Annotated in this window: 13 protein-coding genes and 1 riboswitch; of the genes, 8 read left to right on the forward strand and 5 right to left on the reverse strand. The window is 73.2% G+C overall.

The genetic code is table 11. The features are described 5' to 3' along the window. Positions 1–10 precede the first annotated feature (10 nt). A complete protein-coding gene (locus ACT3SP_RS16120) occupies positions 11–1,315 on the reverse strand; it encodes an isochorismate synthase (protein ID WP_444588320.1) in 1,305 nt (434 codons plus the stop codon). Between the two features lie 197 nt (positions 1,316–1,512). On the opposite strand from ACT3SP_RS16120, the gene ACT3SP_RS16125 reads away from it, so the two are divergent. After that, positions 1,513–3,018, forward strand: coding sequence for a cell division protein PerM (locus ACT3SP_RS16125; protein WP_444588321.1), 1,506 nt, complete (start codon positions 1,513–1,515; stop codon positions 3,016–3,018). On the opposite strand, the gene ACT3SP_RS16130 is transcribed toward ACT3SP_RS16125, so the two are convergent. Continuing rightward, positions 3,019–3,438, reverse strand: coding sequence for a hypothetical protein (locus ACT3SP_RS16130; protein ID WP_444588322.1), 420 nt, complete (start codon positions 3,436–3,438; stop codon positions 3,019–3,021). 214 nt (positions 3,439–3,652) lie between these two features. On the opposite strand from ACT3SP_RS16130, the gene purN reads away from it, so the two are divergent. The 3 genes from purN to ppk2 all read left to right on the forward strand — a co-directional run bounded on the left by purN (position 3,653) and on the right by ppk2 (position 7,132). After that, positions 3,653–4,225 carry a phosphoribosylglycinamide formyltransferase gene (gene purN, locus ACT3SP_RS16135; protein WP_444588323.1) on the forward strand — a complete coding sequence of 191 codons (573 nt, stop codon included), beginning with the start codon at positions 3,653–3,655 and terminating at the stop codon, positions 4,223–4,225. A gap of 48 nt (positions 4,226–4,273) precedes the next feature. After that, a riboswitch (ZMP/ZTP riboswitch) is annotated at positions 4,274–4,351 on the forward strand. Between the two features lie 28 nt (positions 4,352–4,379). Then, positions 4,380–6,062 carry a bifunctional phosphoribosylaminoimidazolecarboxamide formyltransferase/IMP cyclohydrolase gene (purH, locus tag ACT3SP_RS16140; RefSeq protein WP_444588324.1) on the forward strand — a complete coding sequence of 561 codons (1,683 nt, stop codon included), beginning with the start codon at positions 4,380–4,382 and terminating at the stop codon, positions 6,060–6,062. 164 nt (positions 6,063–6,226) lie between these two features. Further along, positions 6,227–7,132, forward strand: a complete 906-nt coding sequence (gene ppk2 / locus ACT3SP_RS16145) for a polyphosphate kinase 2 (protein WP_444588325.1) — start codon at positions 6,227–6,229, stop codon at positions 7,130–7,132. Positions 7,133–7,144: 12 nt separating this feature from the next. Here the strand turns inward: ppk2 and aspA are convergent, their stop codons facing one another. Then, entirely contained in the window at positions 7,145–8,665 is a 1,521-nt protein-coding gene (gene aspA, locus ACT3SP_RS16150) for an aspartate ammonia-lyase (RefSeq protein ID WP_444588326.1), read from the reverse strand. 233 nt (positions 8,666–8,898) lie between these two features. On the opposite strand from aspA, the gene ACT3SP_RS16155 reads away from it, so the two are divergent. The 4 genes from ACT3SP_RS16155 to galK all read left to right on the forward strand — a co-directional run bounded on the left by ACT3SP_RS16155 (position 8,899) and on the right by galK (position 13,239). Continuing rightward, the gene (locus tag ACT3SP_RS16155) at positions 8,899–9,189 is read left to right on the forward strand and encodes a DUF3017 domain-containing protein (RefSeq protein ID WP_444588327.1); all 291 of its coding nucleotides are present in this window, start codon (positions 8,899–8,901) and stop codon (positions 9,187–9,189) included. 119 nt (positions 9,190–9,308) lie between these two features. Next, complete coding sequence (locus tag ACT3SP_RS16160) at positions 9,309–10,805, forward strand: threonine/serine ThrE exporter family protein (RefSeq protein ID WP_444588328.1); 1,497 nt, start codon at positions 9,309–9,311, stop codon at positions 10,803–10,805. After that, positions 10,802–11,869, forward strand: coding sequence for a lactonase family protein (locus ACT3SP_RS16165; protein ID WP_444588329.1), 1,068 nt, complete (start codon positions 10,802–10,804; stop codon positions 11,867–11,869). Before ACT3SP_RS16160 ends, ACT3SP_RS16165 begins: the two co-directional genes overlap by 4 nt. A gap of 131 nt (positions 11,870–12,000) precedes the next feature. Next, the gene (gene galK, locus ACT3SP_RS16170) at positions 12,001–13,239 is read left to right on the forward strand and encodes a galactokinase (RefSeq protein WP_444588330.1); all 1,239 of its coding nucleotides are present in this window, start codon (positions 12,001–12,003) and stop codon (positions 13,237–13,239) included. Positions 13,240–13,300: 61 nt separating this feature from the next. Here galK and ACT3SP_RS16175 read toward each other — a convergent pair whose 3' ends face one another. Further along, entirely contained in the window at positions 13,301–14,344 is a 1,044-nt protein-coding gene (locus ACT3SP_RS16175) for an adenosine deaminase (RefSeq protein WP_444588331.1), read from the reverse strand. 10 nt (positions 14,345–14,354) lie between these two features. Further along, positions 14,355–15,611, reverse strand: coding sequence for a pyridoxal phosphate-dependent aminotransferase (locus ACT3SP_RS16180; protein ID WP_444588332.1), 1,257 nt, complete (start codon positions 15,609–15,611; stop codon positions 14,355–14,357). Between the last annotated feature and the right edge of the window lie 93 nt (positions 15,612–15,704).

The raw sequence follows: 15,704 nt of genomic DNA on the forward strand, positions 1-15,704 counted from the left end.
GCCGCCGTCCTCAGGCAGGCTGCTCCCCGCGCAGCGCGCGCAGCATCGGTCGGCACTTGGCCAGGGCCTCGGCGTGCTCGGAGACCGGGTCCGAGGCGGCCACCAGCCCACCGCCGGCCTGGAGCACCGCCGTCCGCTCGTCGACCAGGTGCGCCATCCGCAGCGCGATCGCCCACTGCCCGTCGCCGCGGGCGTCCATCCACCCCACCGGTGAGGCGTAGCCGCCGCGGTCGTGCGGCTCCAGGGCCGCGATGATCTCGTCGGCCTCCGCGCGCGGAGTGCCCGAGACGGCGGCCGAGGGGTGCAGGCGGGCGGCGACGTCCAGGCTCGTCGTCCCCGGCTGCAGACGCGCGGTGACGTCCGAGGCCAGGTGCTCCAGGCCGGGGAGCCTCAGCACGAACGGCTCGGGCGAGACCTCGAGCTGCTCGGCCAGACCCTCCAGGCGCTCCACCACGGAGTCGACGGCGAAGGCGTGCTCGGACAGCTCCTTGGCGTCGGCACGGAACGCGCGACGGTCGATCTCGTCGAGCTCCCCGTCGTCGGCCACCGGGCGGGAGCCGGCCAGCACCCGCGAGAAGACCCGGCCGTCCTCGGTCTGGGCGAGCATCTCGGGGCTCGCCCCCACCACGTCCTCGACGCGGTAGACCCAGGTGGAGGGGTAGGCGCGGGCCAGTCGGGTCAGCATCACGGCCGGGGACAGCGGGGCGGAGCTCCGCACCGCCGTCCGCTCGGACAGCACCACCTTCGCGGCCCGGCCCGCACGGATCTCGCCGACGGCCTCCTGCACCAGCGCCTGGTACTCGTCCGGCGTGTGCTCGGGCTCGACCTCGAGCGGCTCGGCCGCGCGGGGAGGGACCGGGGAGGAGGGGAACAGGTCCCGCCAGGACGGGGGGAGGACGGGCTCCTCGTCCACCCCGACCACCGTGAGGAAGGCCTCGCCGTCGTGCACGCCGAGCAGCGCCCGCGGCACCGTCAGGGTCGAGGCGCGGGTCGAGGAGCCGGCGTAGGAGAAGCTGCCCAGCGCGATCAGACCGCTCGTGCGCACCCGCACCTCGTCGTCCACCCGGGCGCGGGAGGCGAGCGCGCGGAAGGCGGCGCTCGCGGCCGCGAAGCGATGGGGTCCCGCCGTGCTCACCGACCAGGCGGCGCCGAGGGTCACCACGCCCTGTCCATGCCGCAGCCAGGCCCCGCCGACGTCCGCCGGCACGTGCCCGAGCAGGTCCACCGTCTCCTCGATGCGCTGGGTGCGGACGACCAGGGTCGCCGAGTCGTCGGCGGCGGCAGCGGCATCGGGGGGCAGGGGAAGGGCAGGCATCCGAGTCATTATGCGACACCGGAGGGCGGTGGCGCCGTGACCCGCGTCCCGTCCGCAGATGCGCGGGAGCGGGCGGCGGAGGTGCGACCATGGACCGGCGACCCGCCCGCGGGGCTCGTTCCCGCCGGGACCCCCTCCCGCCGAGACACATCCCGCCGGGACCCTTCCCGCCGAGACCCTTCCCGAGGAGCAAGTGCGTGAGCAGCACAGTGGACAGCATCGCGACGCCTCTGGTCCGCGGAGTCCTCGCCGCACTGTCCTCCCTGGGCGTCGCCCTCGCGGTCGTCGTGGTGCCGGCGCTGGCCGCCCAGGTCGCCGGGACCGCCTCGAGCGCGACCGCGCTGGACGCCATCATCATCGCGCTGAGCGTCCTGGTCCTCGGCCACGGCGGCGGCGTCACGCTGAGCACCGGCGTGATCGACGGCGCCGTCACCCTCACGCCCTTCGGACTCCTCCTGCTGCTGGTGATGCTGTCCGCGCTGTCCATGCGGCGGGTCGGGCGCGCCCTGCGCCCGGTACGGGACGACGGGGTGCTGCGGCTCGGAGCGCTGCGCGACGTCGGCTCCGCCCTGGGGATGTACGCGCTGGTCTATGCGGTCGGACTGGGGATCCTCGCGGGCATCGGCCGCAGCTCCGACGTCACGCCGATGGTCACCTCTGCCGCGGTCTCCGGGGCGATGGTCGCCGTGATCGGCGGGCTCGTCGGCCTGCTGTGGTCGCTGCGGCGGGAGCCGACGGAGGACGTGCCGGGGGTGCGGGTGCTGGATCTGCTGCCCGCGCCCTACGGGGACGTCGCCCGATCGGCGCTGCTGGCGATGACCGGGCTGCTCGGTCTCGGCATGGCGGTCACGGTGGTGCTGCTCGCCGTCTCGGTGCCCGCCCAGGCGGCGCTGTTCGACGAGCTGGCCCCAGGGATCGTCGGCGGGATCGTGCTGACCCTGATCCAGCTCGCCCTGCTGCCGCTGCTCGCCCTGTGGGCGCTGACCGTCGTCCTCGGGGGCACCGTCGGGGTGGGCGCCTCCACCGGGATCTCCCTGGACGGCTCCCAGACGGGGGTGCTGCCCGCCCTGCCGATCCTGGGCGCCCTCCCCGGACCCGGCGACTTCCCCGGCTGGATGTGGCTGCTGCTGATACTGCCCGCGGTCCCGGTCGCGCTCGGAGCGGTGCGCCTGGTGCGCGACGTGGCCGACCTCGAGCGGCGCGAGCAGGTCACCGCGTGGATCGCCTACCCGGTCACCGTCGTGATCGCGTGCCTGCTGCTGGCGGGTCTGTCCACCGGCGGCATCGGGGACGGCCGCCTGGTGCATCTCGGTCCGCAGATGAGCACGCTCGCGCTGCCGCTGATCGGCGTGGTGGCGCTCTCCACCGGCCTCGTGCTCGCCGTGCTCGCGACCCCGCTCGTGCCGTGGTCCCGCGCCACCCTCCACTCGCTGCGCGAGCGCGTCGAGGCCGCGGAGCGCACAGAGCGCAGCGGGGACGGCGAGCGCAGCGGGGACGGTGGGCGCAGCGGGGACGGTGGGCGCAGCGGGGACGGTGGGCGCAGCGGGGACGGTGAGGATGTCGGGAGCGCAGGAGCGGGGCCGGCATCGGCCGACGAGGCGGATGCTGATGGTGCTGCGGTGCCGTCCGCCGAGTCCGTGCCGTCCGCCGAGTCCGCCGAGGACTCAGGCGATCCTGAGGACGCTCCGCCGGACAGGGCCTGATCAGCCGCCGAACAGGCCGCTGACCCATTCGGCCATGGAGCCCTGGGCCTCGGTGTCGCACTGGATCCGGGCCTGCTCGGTGAGGGCCGTCGCCCGGCACTCCTCCAGCTGCGAGACCGGTCCGTAGAACGCGGCGCTGAGCGCGGCACCGGCGATGATCAGCAGTGTGGCCGGCACCCCGAGCAGCGTCGCGATCACCGCCATCGAGTAGCGGCGCTCCCGGATCGACTGGACGATCAGCGGCACCAGCAGCACCAGCGCGGCCAGGCCCGTCAGACCCGAGAACAGGGAGAAGGGCAGGGGCGAGAGCATCAACAGCCAGGACGCCAGCATCGCGAGCATCAGCGAGCCCACCAGCCGGCGCCGTCGTCGTGCCGTCGCCTGGCCCGTGCTCGATTCGGGGGAGGAGTCGCTGTTCATCAGCTCCATTGTGCCCGCTCGGCGCACCGAGCACCGCCACCTGCCGGTCTCGTTGCCCACTCGTCATCTGTCCGGGACCCGCCGGACGGCGCCGGAGGGCTCGTGGGAGCGCCCTGGAGCAGCGCCCTGGAGCAGTGCCGTGGAGCGGTGCTGCGGAGCGGCGCCCTGGAGCAGTGCCGTGCGCGGCGCCGCCCGCGGCGACTAGGCTGGAGAGGTGACCCGCCTCCCCGTCGTCGTCCTGATCTCCGGCACCGGCTCCAACCTCGCCGCTCTCCTCGACGCCTCCCGCGCCGAGGACTGCACCTATGAGGTGGTCGCCGTGATCGCCGACCGGGAGGCCGCAGGCCTCGAGCACGCGCACGCCGCGGGCATCCCCACCGAGGTCGTGCGCCTGTCCTCGTACGAGGACCGGGACGCCTGGGACCGGGCGCTGACCGCCGCCGTCCTCGCCCACCGCCCGGAGCTCGTGGTGCTGGCGGGGTTCATGAAGCTCGTCGGCCCTGAGCTGCTGGACGCCGTCGGCGGCCGCATCATCAACACCCACCCCGCCCTGCTGCCGTCCTTCCCCGGCGCCCACGGCGTCCGCGACGCGCTCGCCCACGGCGTCCGGATCAGCGGCTGCAGCGTCATCGAGGTCGATGCCGGTGTGGACACCGGGCGGATCCTCGCCCAGGCCGCGGTCGAGGTCCTCGAGGAGGACACCGAGGCCACCCTCCACGAGCGGATCAAGGCCGTCGAGCAGCCCCTGCTGGTGGACGTCGTGCGGCGCCTGACCGCCGGCCGCTGAGGCCGCGCCGGGAACCCCCGGCGCCCTCCGGGGGGCGTCCCGGTACAGTGGGGGTCACACGACTGGCGAAGGTGGGTGACCACCGGGGAGTGACGGAAGTGGGCATCGTCCGCCTGGGTGCCCGCCGCAGCAGATCCGAACAGGAGCACGTCACGTGAACACCGCAGAACGCCGCCCGATCCGCCGAGCCCTCCTCTCCGTCTTCGACAAGAACGGCATCGTGGACCTCGCCCGCACCCTCGAGAGCACGGGCGTGGAGATCGTCTCCACCGGCTCCACCGGGGCCACCCTCCGCGAGGCCGGGATCGCCGTCACCGACGTCGAGACCGTCACCGGGTTCCCCGAGATGCTGGACGGGCGGGTCAAGACCCTCCACCCGCGCGTCCACGGCGGGATCCTCGCCGATCAGCGGCTCGAGTCCCACCGCGCGCAGCTGGACGAGCACGGCATCGTCCCCTTCGACCTGGTGGTCGTGAACCTCTACCCCTTCCGCGAGACCGTCGCCGCCGGCGGCAGCTTCGACGAGATCATCGAGAAGATCGACGTGGGCGGGCCCACCATGGTGCGCGCCGCCGCCAAGAACTTCGCCTCCCTCGCCGTGGTCGTGGACCCCGAGGACTACGCGACCGCCGCCGAGGCCGCGAGCGCGGGCGGCTTCACCCTCGGCGAGCGCCAGGAGCTCGCGACCATCGCCTTCACCCGCACCGCCGAGTACGACGACGCGATCAGCGACTGGATGCTGCTCCAGCTCGAGCAGAGCGCGAGCTACGAGGACGGCCCCGCCGAGGCAGGCCCTGCCGAGGACGCGCACGGCGAGGTCGATCCCTCGCAGGACGCCTTCGTGCTCGAGATGTCCGACGAGGACGCCTCCTTCTCCGGGTTCCGGACGCTGCGCTACGGAGAGAACCCGCATCAGCGGGCGCGCCTGGCCGTCCGCGACGACGCCGCCCCGGGCCTGGCCGGCGCCGAGCAGCTCGGTGGCAAGGAGATGAGCTACAACAACTACATCGACGCCGACGCCGCAGTGCGCGCCGCCCACGACCACGACCTCCCCACGGTCGCGGTGGTCAAGCACAACAACCCCTGCGGCATCGCGGTGGCCGCCGAGGAGCAGGACGTGGCCCTCGCCCATGCCCGCGCCCACGGCACCGACCCGGTCTCCGCCTACGGCGGCGTCATCGCGACCAACCGGACGGTCACCCTCGCGATGGCGAAGCAGGTCAAGCCCGTCTTCACGGAGGTGATCCTGGCCCCCGGCTACGAGGACGAAGCGCTCGAGCTGCTGCGCACCAAGAAGAACCTGCGCATCCTGCGGCTGCAGGGCGAGTACGGCCGCACCGTCGAGGTCCGCGAGATCTGGGGCGGCACGCTGGTCCAGGACGTCGACGCGCTCGACGCGGTCGGGGACGATCCGAGCAGCTGGACCCTCGCCGCCGGGGACGCGGCCGACGAGGCGACCCTCGCGGACCTCGCCTTCGCCTGGCGCTCGGTGCGCGCGGTGAAGTCCAACGCGATCCTCCTCGCCGCCGACGGCGCCGCCGTCGGCATCGGGATGGGCCAGGTCAACCGTCTGGACTCGTGCCGACTGGCCGTCTCCCGCGCGAACACCCTGGGGGCGCACGGCGAGGGCGAGCACGCCCCGGAGCGCGCTCGCGGAGCGGTCGCGGCCTCGGACGCCTTCTTCCCCTTCGCCGACGGGGCGCAGATCCTCATCGACGCCGGGGTGCGGGCGATCGTGCAGCCCGGCGGGTCGATCCGCGACGAGGAGGTCGTCGAGGCCTGCCGCGCCGCCGGCGTCACCCTGTACCTCACCGGGACCCGGCACTTCGCCCACTGAGCATCGCCCGGCGGGCATCTCCCGCCGAGCACCCGGCGCCGCGCCCTCGCCCCGCCTCCGCGGAGCGGGGGCTCGGCGTCTCGTCGCGGGACCTCATTCACCTCGCGGACATGCGGGGCCTCTAGAGTTGACGGCATACGGAAGCGTGCGTCGAAGGAGTGGCCGTGAAGATCCCTGACAACCAGAGCCTGCGCGAGTACATCGAGCACCTGCGCGAGGAGGGGTACTCGGTCCAGGACGGGCACACCCCGGATCCGGACCTCATCGACCCGCAGGGCAACCCCGTCTACACCTGGCAGGAGGGCTACCCGTACGAGACCCGCATGGACCGGGACGAGTACGAGCTCGAGAAGTACCGCCTGCAGGTCGAGCTGCTGAAGTACCAGTACTGGCTCGAGGACAACGACCAGAAGTCGATCATCATCTTCGAGGGGCGTGACGCGGCCGGCAAGGGCGGCACCATCAAGCGCTTCACCGAGCATCTCAATCCGCGCACCGCCCGCGTCGTCGCGCTGAACAAGCCCAGCGACCGCGAGCGCGGCCAGTGGTACTTCCAGCGCTACATCCAGCACCTGCCCACCGACGGCGAGATGGTGCTGTTCGACCGCTCCTGGTACAACCGCGCCGGGGTGGAGCGGGTGATGGGCTTCGCGACCCCCGAGCAGTACGAGACCTTCATGAACCAGGTGCCCCACTTCGAGCGCATGCTCGTCGACTCCGGCATCCACGTCACCAAGTTCTGGTTCTCCGTCTCGCAGAAGGAGCAGCGGACCCGCTTCGCGATCCGCCAGCTGGATCCGGTGCGGCGCTGGAAGCTCTCCCCGATGGACCTCGAATCCCTCGACCGCTGGGAGGCGTACACCCTCGCCAAGGAGGAGATGTTCCGCCGGACGGACAAGAAGTACGCGCCGTGGACCATCATCCGCTCCAACGACAAGAAGCGCGCGCGGCTCAACGCGATGCGCTACTTCCTCTCCCAGTTCGAGTACGAGGACAAGGACCACGAGGTCGTCGGCACCCCGGATCCGAAGCTGGTGATGCGCGGCAAGATGGAGGAGGCCGACGAATGAGCGCCCGGGCGCTCAGAAGTCGAGCCGTTCCGTCGAGGGCGGCAGGGCCACCTCGCCCGAATCGGGCTGGACGTCGTCCGCCTCCTCGAGCACAGGGATGGTCCCGGTGAGGGTGGCGCGGTGCGGCGCCGTCATCGAGGCGGGGGAGAGCAGCTCCTGCAGGCGCTCCTCGTCCAGCAGGCCCCGCTCGAGCACCAGCTCGGCGACCGGACGCCCGGTCTCCAGGGCGACCTGGGCGATGTCGGTCGAGGCGGAGTAGCCCAGCACCGGCACGAGCGCGGTGACGATGCCGATGGAGCGGCGCAGGTAGTCCTCCAGCACGTCCTCGTTGACCGTGATCCCGGCGATGCAGCGATCGGCGAGGGTGTTCATCGCCCGGGTCATGATCGTCGTGGACTCGAGGATGTTGAAGGCGATCACCGGCTCGAAGGCGTTGAGCTGGAGCTGCCCGGCCTCCGCAGCGAAGGTCACCGAGAGGTCGTTGCCGATGACCTCGAAGGCGACCTGGTTGACGACCTCGGGGATCACCGGGTTGACCTTCCCGGGCATGATCGAGCTGCCGGGCTGCACGGAGGGCAGGTTGATCTCGTGGAAGCCGGCGCGCGGGCCGGAGGACAGCAGGCGCAGGTCGTTGCAGATCTTCGAGATCTTCACCGCGATGCGCTTGAGGATCCCGGAGAAGGTCACGAAGGCGCCGGTGTCGCTGGTGGCCTCGACCAGATCCGTCGCGACCACGAAGGGGATCCCGGTCAGCTCGGTCAGGTTGTCGGTGGCCATCTTCGCGTAGCGGGGATCGGAGGTGATCCCGGTGCCGATCGCCGTGGCGCCCAGGTTGATCTCCTGGAACAGGGTCGCGGTGCGGGTGAGGCGCTGGACGTCCTCCTCGATCGTGGTGGCCCAGGCGTGGAACTCCTGGCCCACGGTCATCGGGACCGCGTCCTGCATCTGGGTGCGGCCCATCTTCAGCACCGAGGCGTACTCGTCGCCCTTGGAGCGCAGGGTGGTGATCAGGTGATCCATCGCCTCGGCGAGCGCCGGGAAGGACAGCATGATGGTCAGCCGCACCGCGGTCGGGTACACGTCGTTGGTGGACTGGCCGAGGTTGACGTGGTTGTTGGGGTGGAGGTGGTCGTACTGGCCGCGCTCGTGGCCCAGGATCTCCAGCGCGCGGTTGGCGATCACCTCGTTGGCGTTCATGTTCGTGCTGGTGCCCGCGCCGCCCTGGATCATGTCGACCACGAAGTGCTCGTGCAGGGCGCCGCCGACGATCTCCTCGCAGGCCTCCTCGATCGCGGCGGCGCGCTCGTCGTCGAGGGCGCCGAGGCGGTGGTTGGCCCGCGCCGCGGCCCGCTTGACCTGGGCCAGCGCCTCGATCATCCGGGGGAAGTGGTGCAGGGGAACGTCCGTGATGTGGAAGTTCTCCTGCGCTCTCAGGGTCTGGACGCCGTAGTAGGCGTCGGCGGGGACGTCGCGATCGCCGAGCAGATCGTGCTCGCGTCGCGTGGGGCCGGTCGTCGAACCGGGGCTGGTCATCGAGGAGTCCTCCAGATCGGGGTGGGCCGACGGCGCTGCCGGCCACGGCCAGGGTATCCGGGTCCGGGCGCCCGCACGGGCAGTACGGCCCCGCTCGCAGCACCCGCTCGCAGCACCTGCTCGCGCCAGCGCCAGCCGCTGCGCCTGCCCCTGCGTCTGCCGCTGCCCCTGCGTCTGCCCGCCCGGCGGCCCGCGCCTCCCGCAGCGCGCCCGCCCGCCCGTACGATGGGGCCGTGTCCGAGCCCCGATCGCCCCTCACCGCCACCGCAGCCGTCCACCGGCAGGTGGCGCTGACCCTCGCCCTGTGCGCGCTCGGCGCGATCATCGCCGTCGGCGTGCTGTCCTCCGCTCCGCTGGCCGGCGTCCTGCTGGCGGGCCTGCTCGGCGTGCTCGCCGTGCTCCGCGCCGTGCTGCCGGTGCGCATGATCGGAGCGCTCGCCGTCCGCTCCCGAGGAGCCGACGTCGCGGTGCTGCTGCTGCTCGCCGTCTCCATCGGCGTCCTGTCCACGTCGCCCAACCTCTGAGCGCGGCGGCCGCCTCCCGCAGGAGGCGCGGACAGGGGGCGGACGGCCCCCGCGCGGTGTGACGAGTCCGGCCGACCGGGCGCTGTCCCGTTCCCCGAGGGGTGTGGCACGATCGGTCCGTGCCCACCGATTCCGTCCGGCTCCATGCCGTGTTCGACCTCGCCATGAGGATCGGCGAGGGCCTGCTCACCAATGGTGCCGCGGCCTCGGAGGTCACGGCGACCGTGCTGCGGGTGACCAGCTCCTCAGGTCTGCGCAACGTCTCCGTCCAGGTGACGTTCAACGAGGTCACGATCTCCTATCTGGCCGACGAGTCCGCGACCCCCTTCACCAGGGTGAGGTCCGCGAGCGACCGCGTGCAGGACTTCGCCCGGCTCGCCGCCTTCGAGGACATCTCCCACCTGTACCTCTCCGGCGAGCTGCCGCTGGACGAGGCCCGCCGCCGGGCCGCGGCCATCCCGCAGCGCCAGCCGCTCTACCGCATCCCGCTGGTGATCGCCGGCTTCGGCGTGATGGGCGGCGCCGCGGCGCTCTTCTTCGGCGCGGGCAGCCTGGTCGTGCTCATCGCGACCCTCTCCGCCGGTCTGCTCATCGCGATCGGCGAGCTGATGGTGCGGTGGAACATCCCGCCCTTCTACAGCCAGGTGCTGGGCGGCTTCGTCGCCGTCGGCGGCGCCGTGCTGGTGGCTCTCATCGACGACGGCGCGAATCCCTCGACCGTGGTCATCTCCTGCATCATCGTGCAGCTGGCGGGGCTGTCCTCGATCAGCGCGGTGCAGGACGCGGTCACCGGCTGGTACGTGACCGCCGCGGGCCGCATCCTCGAGGCCCTGATGCTCACCGTCGGCCTCGTCGCGGGGGTGCGCGGGGGCCTGCTGCTGGCGGACGTCATCGGGGCGGACATCTCCGTCAGCGCCTCCATGCCGCTGACCCTCACCACGGCCGTGGTGGTGGTGATCTCCGGGCTCGGCATGGGTCTGGGCTACGGCGTCGGCACGCAGGTGCCGGCCCGGCTGCTGCTGGCCTGCGCCATGGTCGCCGCCGGCTCCGGGATCATCTCGCATCTGCTCTCCGGGCTGCTGCTGGACCGCACCTTCGCCGTCGCGATCGCAGCCTTCGCCACCGGGCTGGTCGCCACCGCGCTCGCCGACCGGCTGCGCGCCCCCTCCCTCGCCTTCGTCATGGCCGGCGTGATCCCACTGGTGCCCGGCAGCCGGATCTACCGCGGTCTGCTGGGGCTCGGCGACGATCTGGGCGCCGGGGTCGCGGAGCTGCTCGGCGCCGGGGAGATCGCGGTCTCGATCGCCGCCGGCGTGGTGCTCGGCCAGCTGCTCGCCTCGCGGATCATGCCCTACTTCCGGCGCAGCGGGATCGCGTACACCCCCGCGATCTCCTCGCCCTTCACCACGCTGCGCCGGCGCCGACTCTCCCTCGGATCGCGCCGCATGCGGCGACGTCACGGCTCTCCGGTGATCGAGCCGTCTACGATGACCGGAGAGATGACAGCGCTGTCGTCCGCGATGTTCGAGGATCCCTCCGTGCTGGAGGATCTCGACCCGCCCTCGGATCTCGAGGACGGCACGGGGCGGCGCTCCGATCGCGAGGAGGCACCATGAGCAGGACCGCACTGATCGCCGTCGGCGGCTACACCCTCAGCGGCACCGGCCGGGCCCCGGGGCTCGAGCTGCTGAGCCTGCGCCGCGCGGAGGGCGCAGAGGCCCCGGAGGTCGAGCGACTGGCGTCGGTGGACCTTCCCGACCCCTCCTTCGTGCTGTGGAGCCCCGACGGGCGCCTCCTGTACGCGGTGCTCGAGACGGACCCCACGCGCGTGGTGGCCGTGCGGGTCGGGGACCAGGGCACCACGGCGGAGGTCGTGGGGGACCTCTCGCTCGAGGGCGGCGGAGGCTGCCACCTGGGCTTCGGGACCGATCCCTCCACGCTGGTCGTCGCGCAGTACGGCAGCGGCTCGGTCGCGACCGTGCGTCTGGACGCGGAGGGGATCCCGGCCGAGCAGCTCGACCTCGACGACCACCGGGAGCTCGGCGACGTCGAGGACCCGCACCCGCACCAGGCGGTCGCCCTGCCGGGCGCCGGGCTGCTCGCCGTCCCCGACCTCGGCCTGGACCGCGTGTTCCTGTACCGCCAGAGCGCTGACGGGACCATCGACCTGGCGGGCGAGATCCCGCTCGGCCGCGGCAGCGGCCCCCGTCATCTCGTCCCGGACCACGAGTCGGAGCAGCTGCACATCGCCTGCGAGCGCTCGGGGATGGTCGCCACCGCCGTGCGCTCGGAGGTTCCGACGAGCCCGTCGGCGCCCGTGGTGATGCAGCGCGCCGCCCACCGCTGGAGCGTGCGCTCGATGATCCCCGCCAGCGACCGGGAGGGCGCCGACGCGCTCTCCCACATCGAGCTCGCGGCCGACGAGTCCGTGCTGCTGGTCGCCAACCGCGGACCGGACACCCTCTCCCTGCTCTCGCTCGCGCCGATGCGGCCCCAGCTGGTCGCGGAGATCGAGGTGGGGGCGCACCCCCGTCACTTCACCCAGCTCGACGACCTGGTGCTCGTCGCCGCGCAGGAGGGGGACCGCATCGACGTGCTGCGGCGTCGGGGCGAGTCGCTCGAGGTCGCCGGGGAGCCCATCCCCGCGCCGTCGGCGTCCTGCCTCGCCGTGCGGCCCTGAGCGCTCCGCCGCGGCGTCGAGCGTGCGTTCCCGCTCTCTTGTCGCTGTGACGGTTAGACTCTCGGACGCCGCGCCGCGCCGGTCTCCTCTCGGGCCGCGCCGCGGCCCCTGACCGCTCCGGAAGGAACTCCATGTCGTCCGCACCCTCTGCCGCCTCCACCGCGCCCTCCACCGTCGAGCTGTCCGCGGCCCCCGACCGTGCGACGGCCGCGGAGCGTGCCGAGCAGCTCTTCGTGGAGTCCTTCGGCTACGCGCCCGACGGCGTGTGGTCCGCGCCCGGCCGGGTCAACATCATCGGCGAGCACGTCGACTACCAGGACGGGCTGTGCCTGCCGATGGCGATCTCGCACCGCTGCTTCGCGGCCGCGGCGCGCACCCCCACCGACCGTCTTCGCGTGCGCTCCGCCCAGAGCGGGACGACGCTGGACATCGACGCCCGCGAGCTGACCCCCGAGACGGTCAGCGGGTGGCCCGCGTACGTCGCCGGGGTGCTGTGGGCGCTCGGCCCGCGCATCTCGGGGGCCTCCACCCGGGGGATGGACATCATGATCGACGGCCAGGTGCCGCTGGGCGCCGGCCTGTCCAGCTCCGCGGCGCTCGAGTGCGCGGCCGCCGAGGCCATCGAGGCGCTGCTCACGCTGGGCACCGGGCCGCTGGACCGGGTGCGGGCCGCGATCACGGCCGAGACCGACTTCGCCGGCGCCTCCACCGGTGGTCTGGACCAGTCGGCCTCGGTCCTCGCCCGCGAGGGTCACGCCCTGCTCCTGGACTGCCGCGACTTCTCCACCCGCGCCGTGCCGTGGGACCTCGCCTCCCAGGGCCTCGCCCTGCTGATCACCGACACCCGCGCCGAGCACTCCCACGTGGACGGTGAGTACACCGCGCGCCGTGCCGACAGCGAGCGCGCCGCCCGGACGCTCGGCCTGGCCACGCTGCGGGACGCGGATCCGGACCGGCTCGAGTCCCTCCTGGCCCGGATCGACGACGAGGTGGTGCGCCGCCGCGCCCATCACGTGATCACCGAGATCGGCCGTGTCGAGGAGGTCGACGCCCTGCTGGCCGCGGGCAGCGTGCGCTCGCAGGTCGCCGAGATCGGCGCGCTGCTGAACGCGTCGCACGACTCACTGCGCGAGGACTACGAGGTGACGGTCCCGCAGCTGGACGTCGCCGTCGACGCGGCCCGGGCCGCGGGCGCGCACGGCGCCCGCATGACCGGCGGCGGCTTCGGCGGCTCGACCATCGCGCTGGTCGAGGCCGAGCAGGCGCAGCGGGTCGCCGAGGCGATCGCGGCAGCCTTCGCCGAGCACGGCTTCGACGCTCCGGAGTTCTTCCTCGCCCTCCCCTCGGAGGGCGCGGGCCAGGATCGCTGAGCGGCGGAGCGCCCGGGGCGCGAGGACGGTGCGTCGGTCCGTGTGCTCCGCGGCGGGCACGTCATCCCGCGTCCGGTCCGGCCGGCGCCTCGAGCCACCTGCGCACCCCGTCCAGCAGGCGTGACCTGACCTGCTCGGGGGCGGAGGAGATCCGGATCGAGGAGGCGGCGAGCTCGGCGATCTCCGCGTCGTCGAAGCCGATCCGTCGGGCGATCTCGTACTGGTCCAGCAGGCGCGAGCCGAACAGCAGCGGGTCGTCGGCCCCCAGCGCGATCTGTGCCCCGGCCGCGACGAGGCGACGCAGCGGGACATCCTCCGCCTCCGTGACCACGCCGAGGGAGGCGTTCGAGGCGGGGCACACCTCCAGGCCGATGCCCGCCGCGACGACCTCCTCGAGCAGATGCGGGTCCTCCGCCGCGCGCACCCCGTGACCCAGCCGATGCGGTCGCAGGTGATCGACCACATCCCGCACATGGGACGGCCCCAGCAGCTCCCCGCCGTGCGGCACCGCCATCAGACCGGCCTCGCGCGCGATCCGGAAGGCGGGAGCGAAGTCCGAGGTGGTGCCGCGGCGCTCGTCGTTCGAGAGTCCGAACCCCACCACCGCCCCGGCGCTGCGGGCCGCGAGCCGTGCGAGGGTGCGGGCGTCCAGCGGATGCCGGGTGCGGGAGGCGGCCACGACGATCCCGATGCTCACCCCGGTCGCCCGCTCCGCACGGACGGCCTCGTCGAGCACGATCTCGATCGCGGGCGTCAGGCCGCCGACGAAGGGGGCGTAGCTGGTGGGGTCCACCTGCAGCTCGAGCCGACCGGATCCCTCGGCCGCGTCGTCCTCCGCCGCCTCGCGCAGGATCCGCCGCATGGCCGCCTCGGAGTCGACCACCGCGCGGGCGGCGTCGTACTGGCGCTGGAAGCGGAACCAGCCGCGCCGGGTGGGCTCGACCTGCAGGGCGACGTCGTCGGTGAGGGAGCGGGGCAGGCGGATGCCCCGCTCCGCCGCGAGCTCCCACAGCGTGGTGGGACGCATCGAGCCCGTGAAGTGCAGGTGCAGATGCGCCTTCGGCAGCGCGGCGAGATCGCGGCGGGGACCGCCCGGTGACGTCATGCGGGGCGCGTCACGGGGCGAGCAGCGCGATCACCCGGTCGATGCCCTCGACGATGTCGTCGTCGTTCAGCGCGTAGGAGAAGCGCAGGTGGCCGGGGGCGCCGAAGGCCTCGCCGGGGACGGCGGCCACCTCCGCCTCCTCGAGGATCACCGTGGCCAGGTCCGTCGAGGTCGTCACCGCCCGCCCCCTGATCTCGCGGCCGAGCACCCCGGAGACGTCGGGGAAGACGTAGAAGGCGCCGGTCGGGGTGGGGACCGTGAACCCCTCGACCTGGGAGAGCTTCTCGACGATCAGCCGACGCCGACGGTCGAAGGCCTCGCGCATCTCCTCGACGGGACCGGTGGGACCGGTCACCGCGGCCAGCGCCGCTCGCTGCGCGATGTTGTTCACGTGCGAGGTGAGATGCGACTGCAGGTTGGAGGCCGCCTTGATGACGTCGGCCGGGCCGACCATCCAGCCCACCCGCCAGCCGGTCATCGCGAAGGACTTCGCCACACCGCCCAGCACCACGGTGGTCCCGGCCAGCTCGGGCACCGCCTTCAGCACGGAGGTGAAGGGCATCCCGTCGTAGGTGAGGGACTGGTAGATCTCGTCGGTGACCACCCAGATCCCGTGCTCGAGCGCCCAGCGACCGATCGCGGCGACCTGCTCGGGGGTCAGGACCGCCCCGGTCGGGTTCGAGGGCGAGCACAGCACCAGGGCGCGGGTGCGCTCGGTGCGGGCGGCCTCGAGCTGCTCGACGGTGGGCACGTAGCCCTGGTCCACGCCGGCCAGCACGGGCACCTCGGTCGCGCCGGCCTGCCGGATCGCCTCGGGGTAGGTGGTCCAGTACGGGGCCGGCAGCAGGACCTCGTCGCCCGGGTCCAGCAGGGTCGCGAAGGCCTGGAAGACGGCCTGCTTGCCGCCGTTGGTGACGAGCACCTGGGCCGGATCGATCTCGAGGCCCGTGGTGGCCGCGACCGACGCGGCCAGCGCCTGCTTCAGCTCCGGCAGGCCGGCCGTCGCCGAGTAGCGGTGGTTGCGCGGATCCTGCGCCGCCTCCACCGCCGCGTCGACGATGTGCGACGGCGTGGGGAAGTCGGGCTCGCCGGCGCCGAAGCCGATCACCGGTCGACCCGCCGCCTTGAGGGCCTTGGCGGTGGCGTCGACGGCGAGGGTCGCGGAGGGCTCGATCGCTCCCACCCGCTGCGAGATGCGCGGGCGCTCCTCGCTGTGCGGGCTGGTCTGCGGGCTGGTCATGGGGGTGCTGGCGTCATCGGTGGTCACCCGCCTATCGTGGCAGAGCTCGCCCCGCACCGCCAGGACCGATGCTCCTCGGACACCGGGGGAGGGGCATCGGCGCAGGGGCGGGCGCGGACG

The sequence above is a fragment of the Brachybacterium sp. AOP43-C2-M15 genome (genome assembly GCF_052446295.1).
Classification (GTDB): domain Bacteria; phylum Actinomycetota; class Actinomycetes; order Actinomycetales; family Dermabacteraceae; genus Brachybacterium.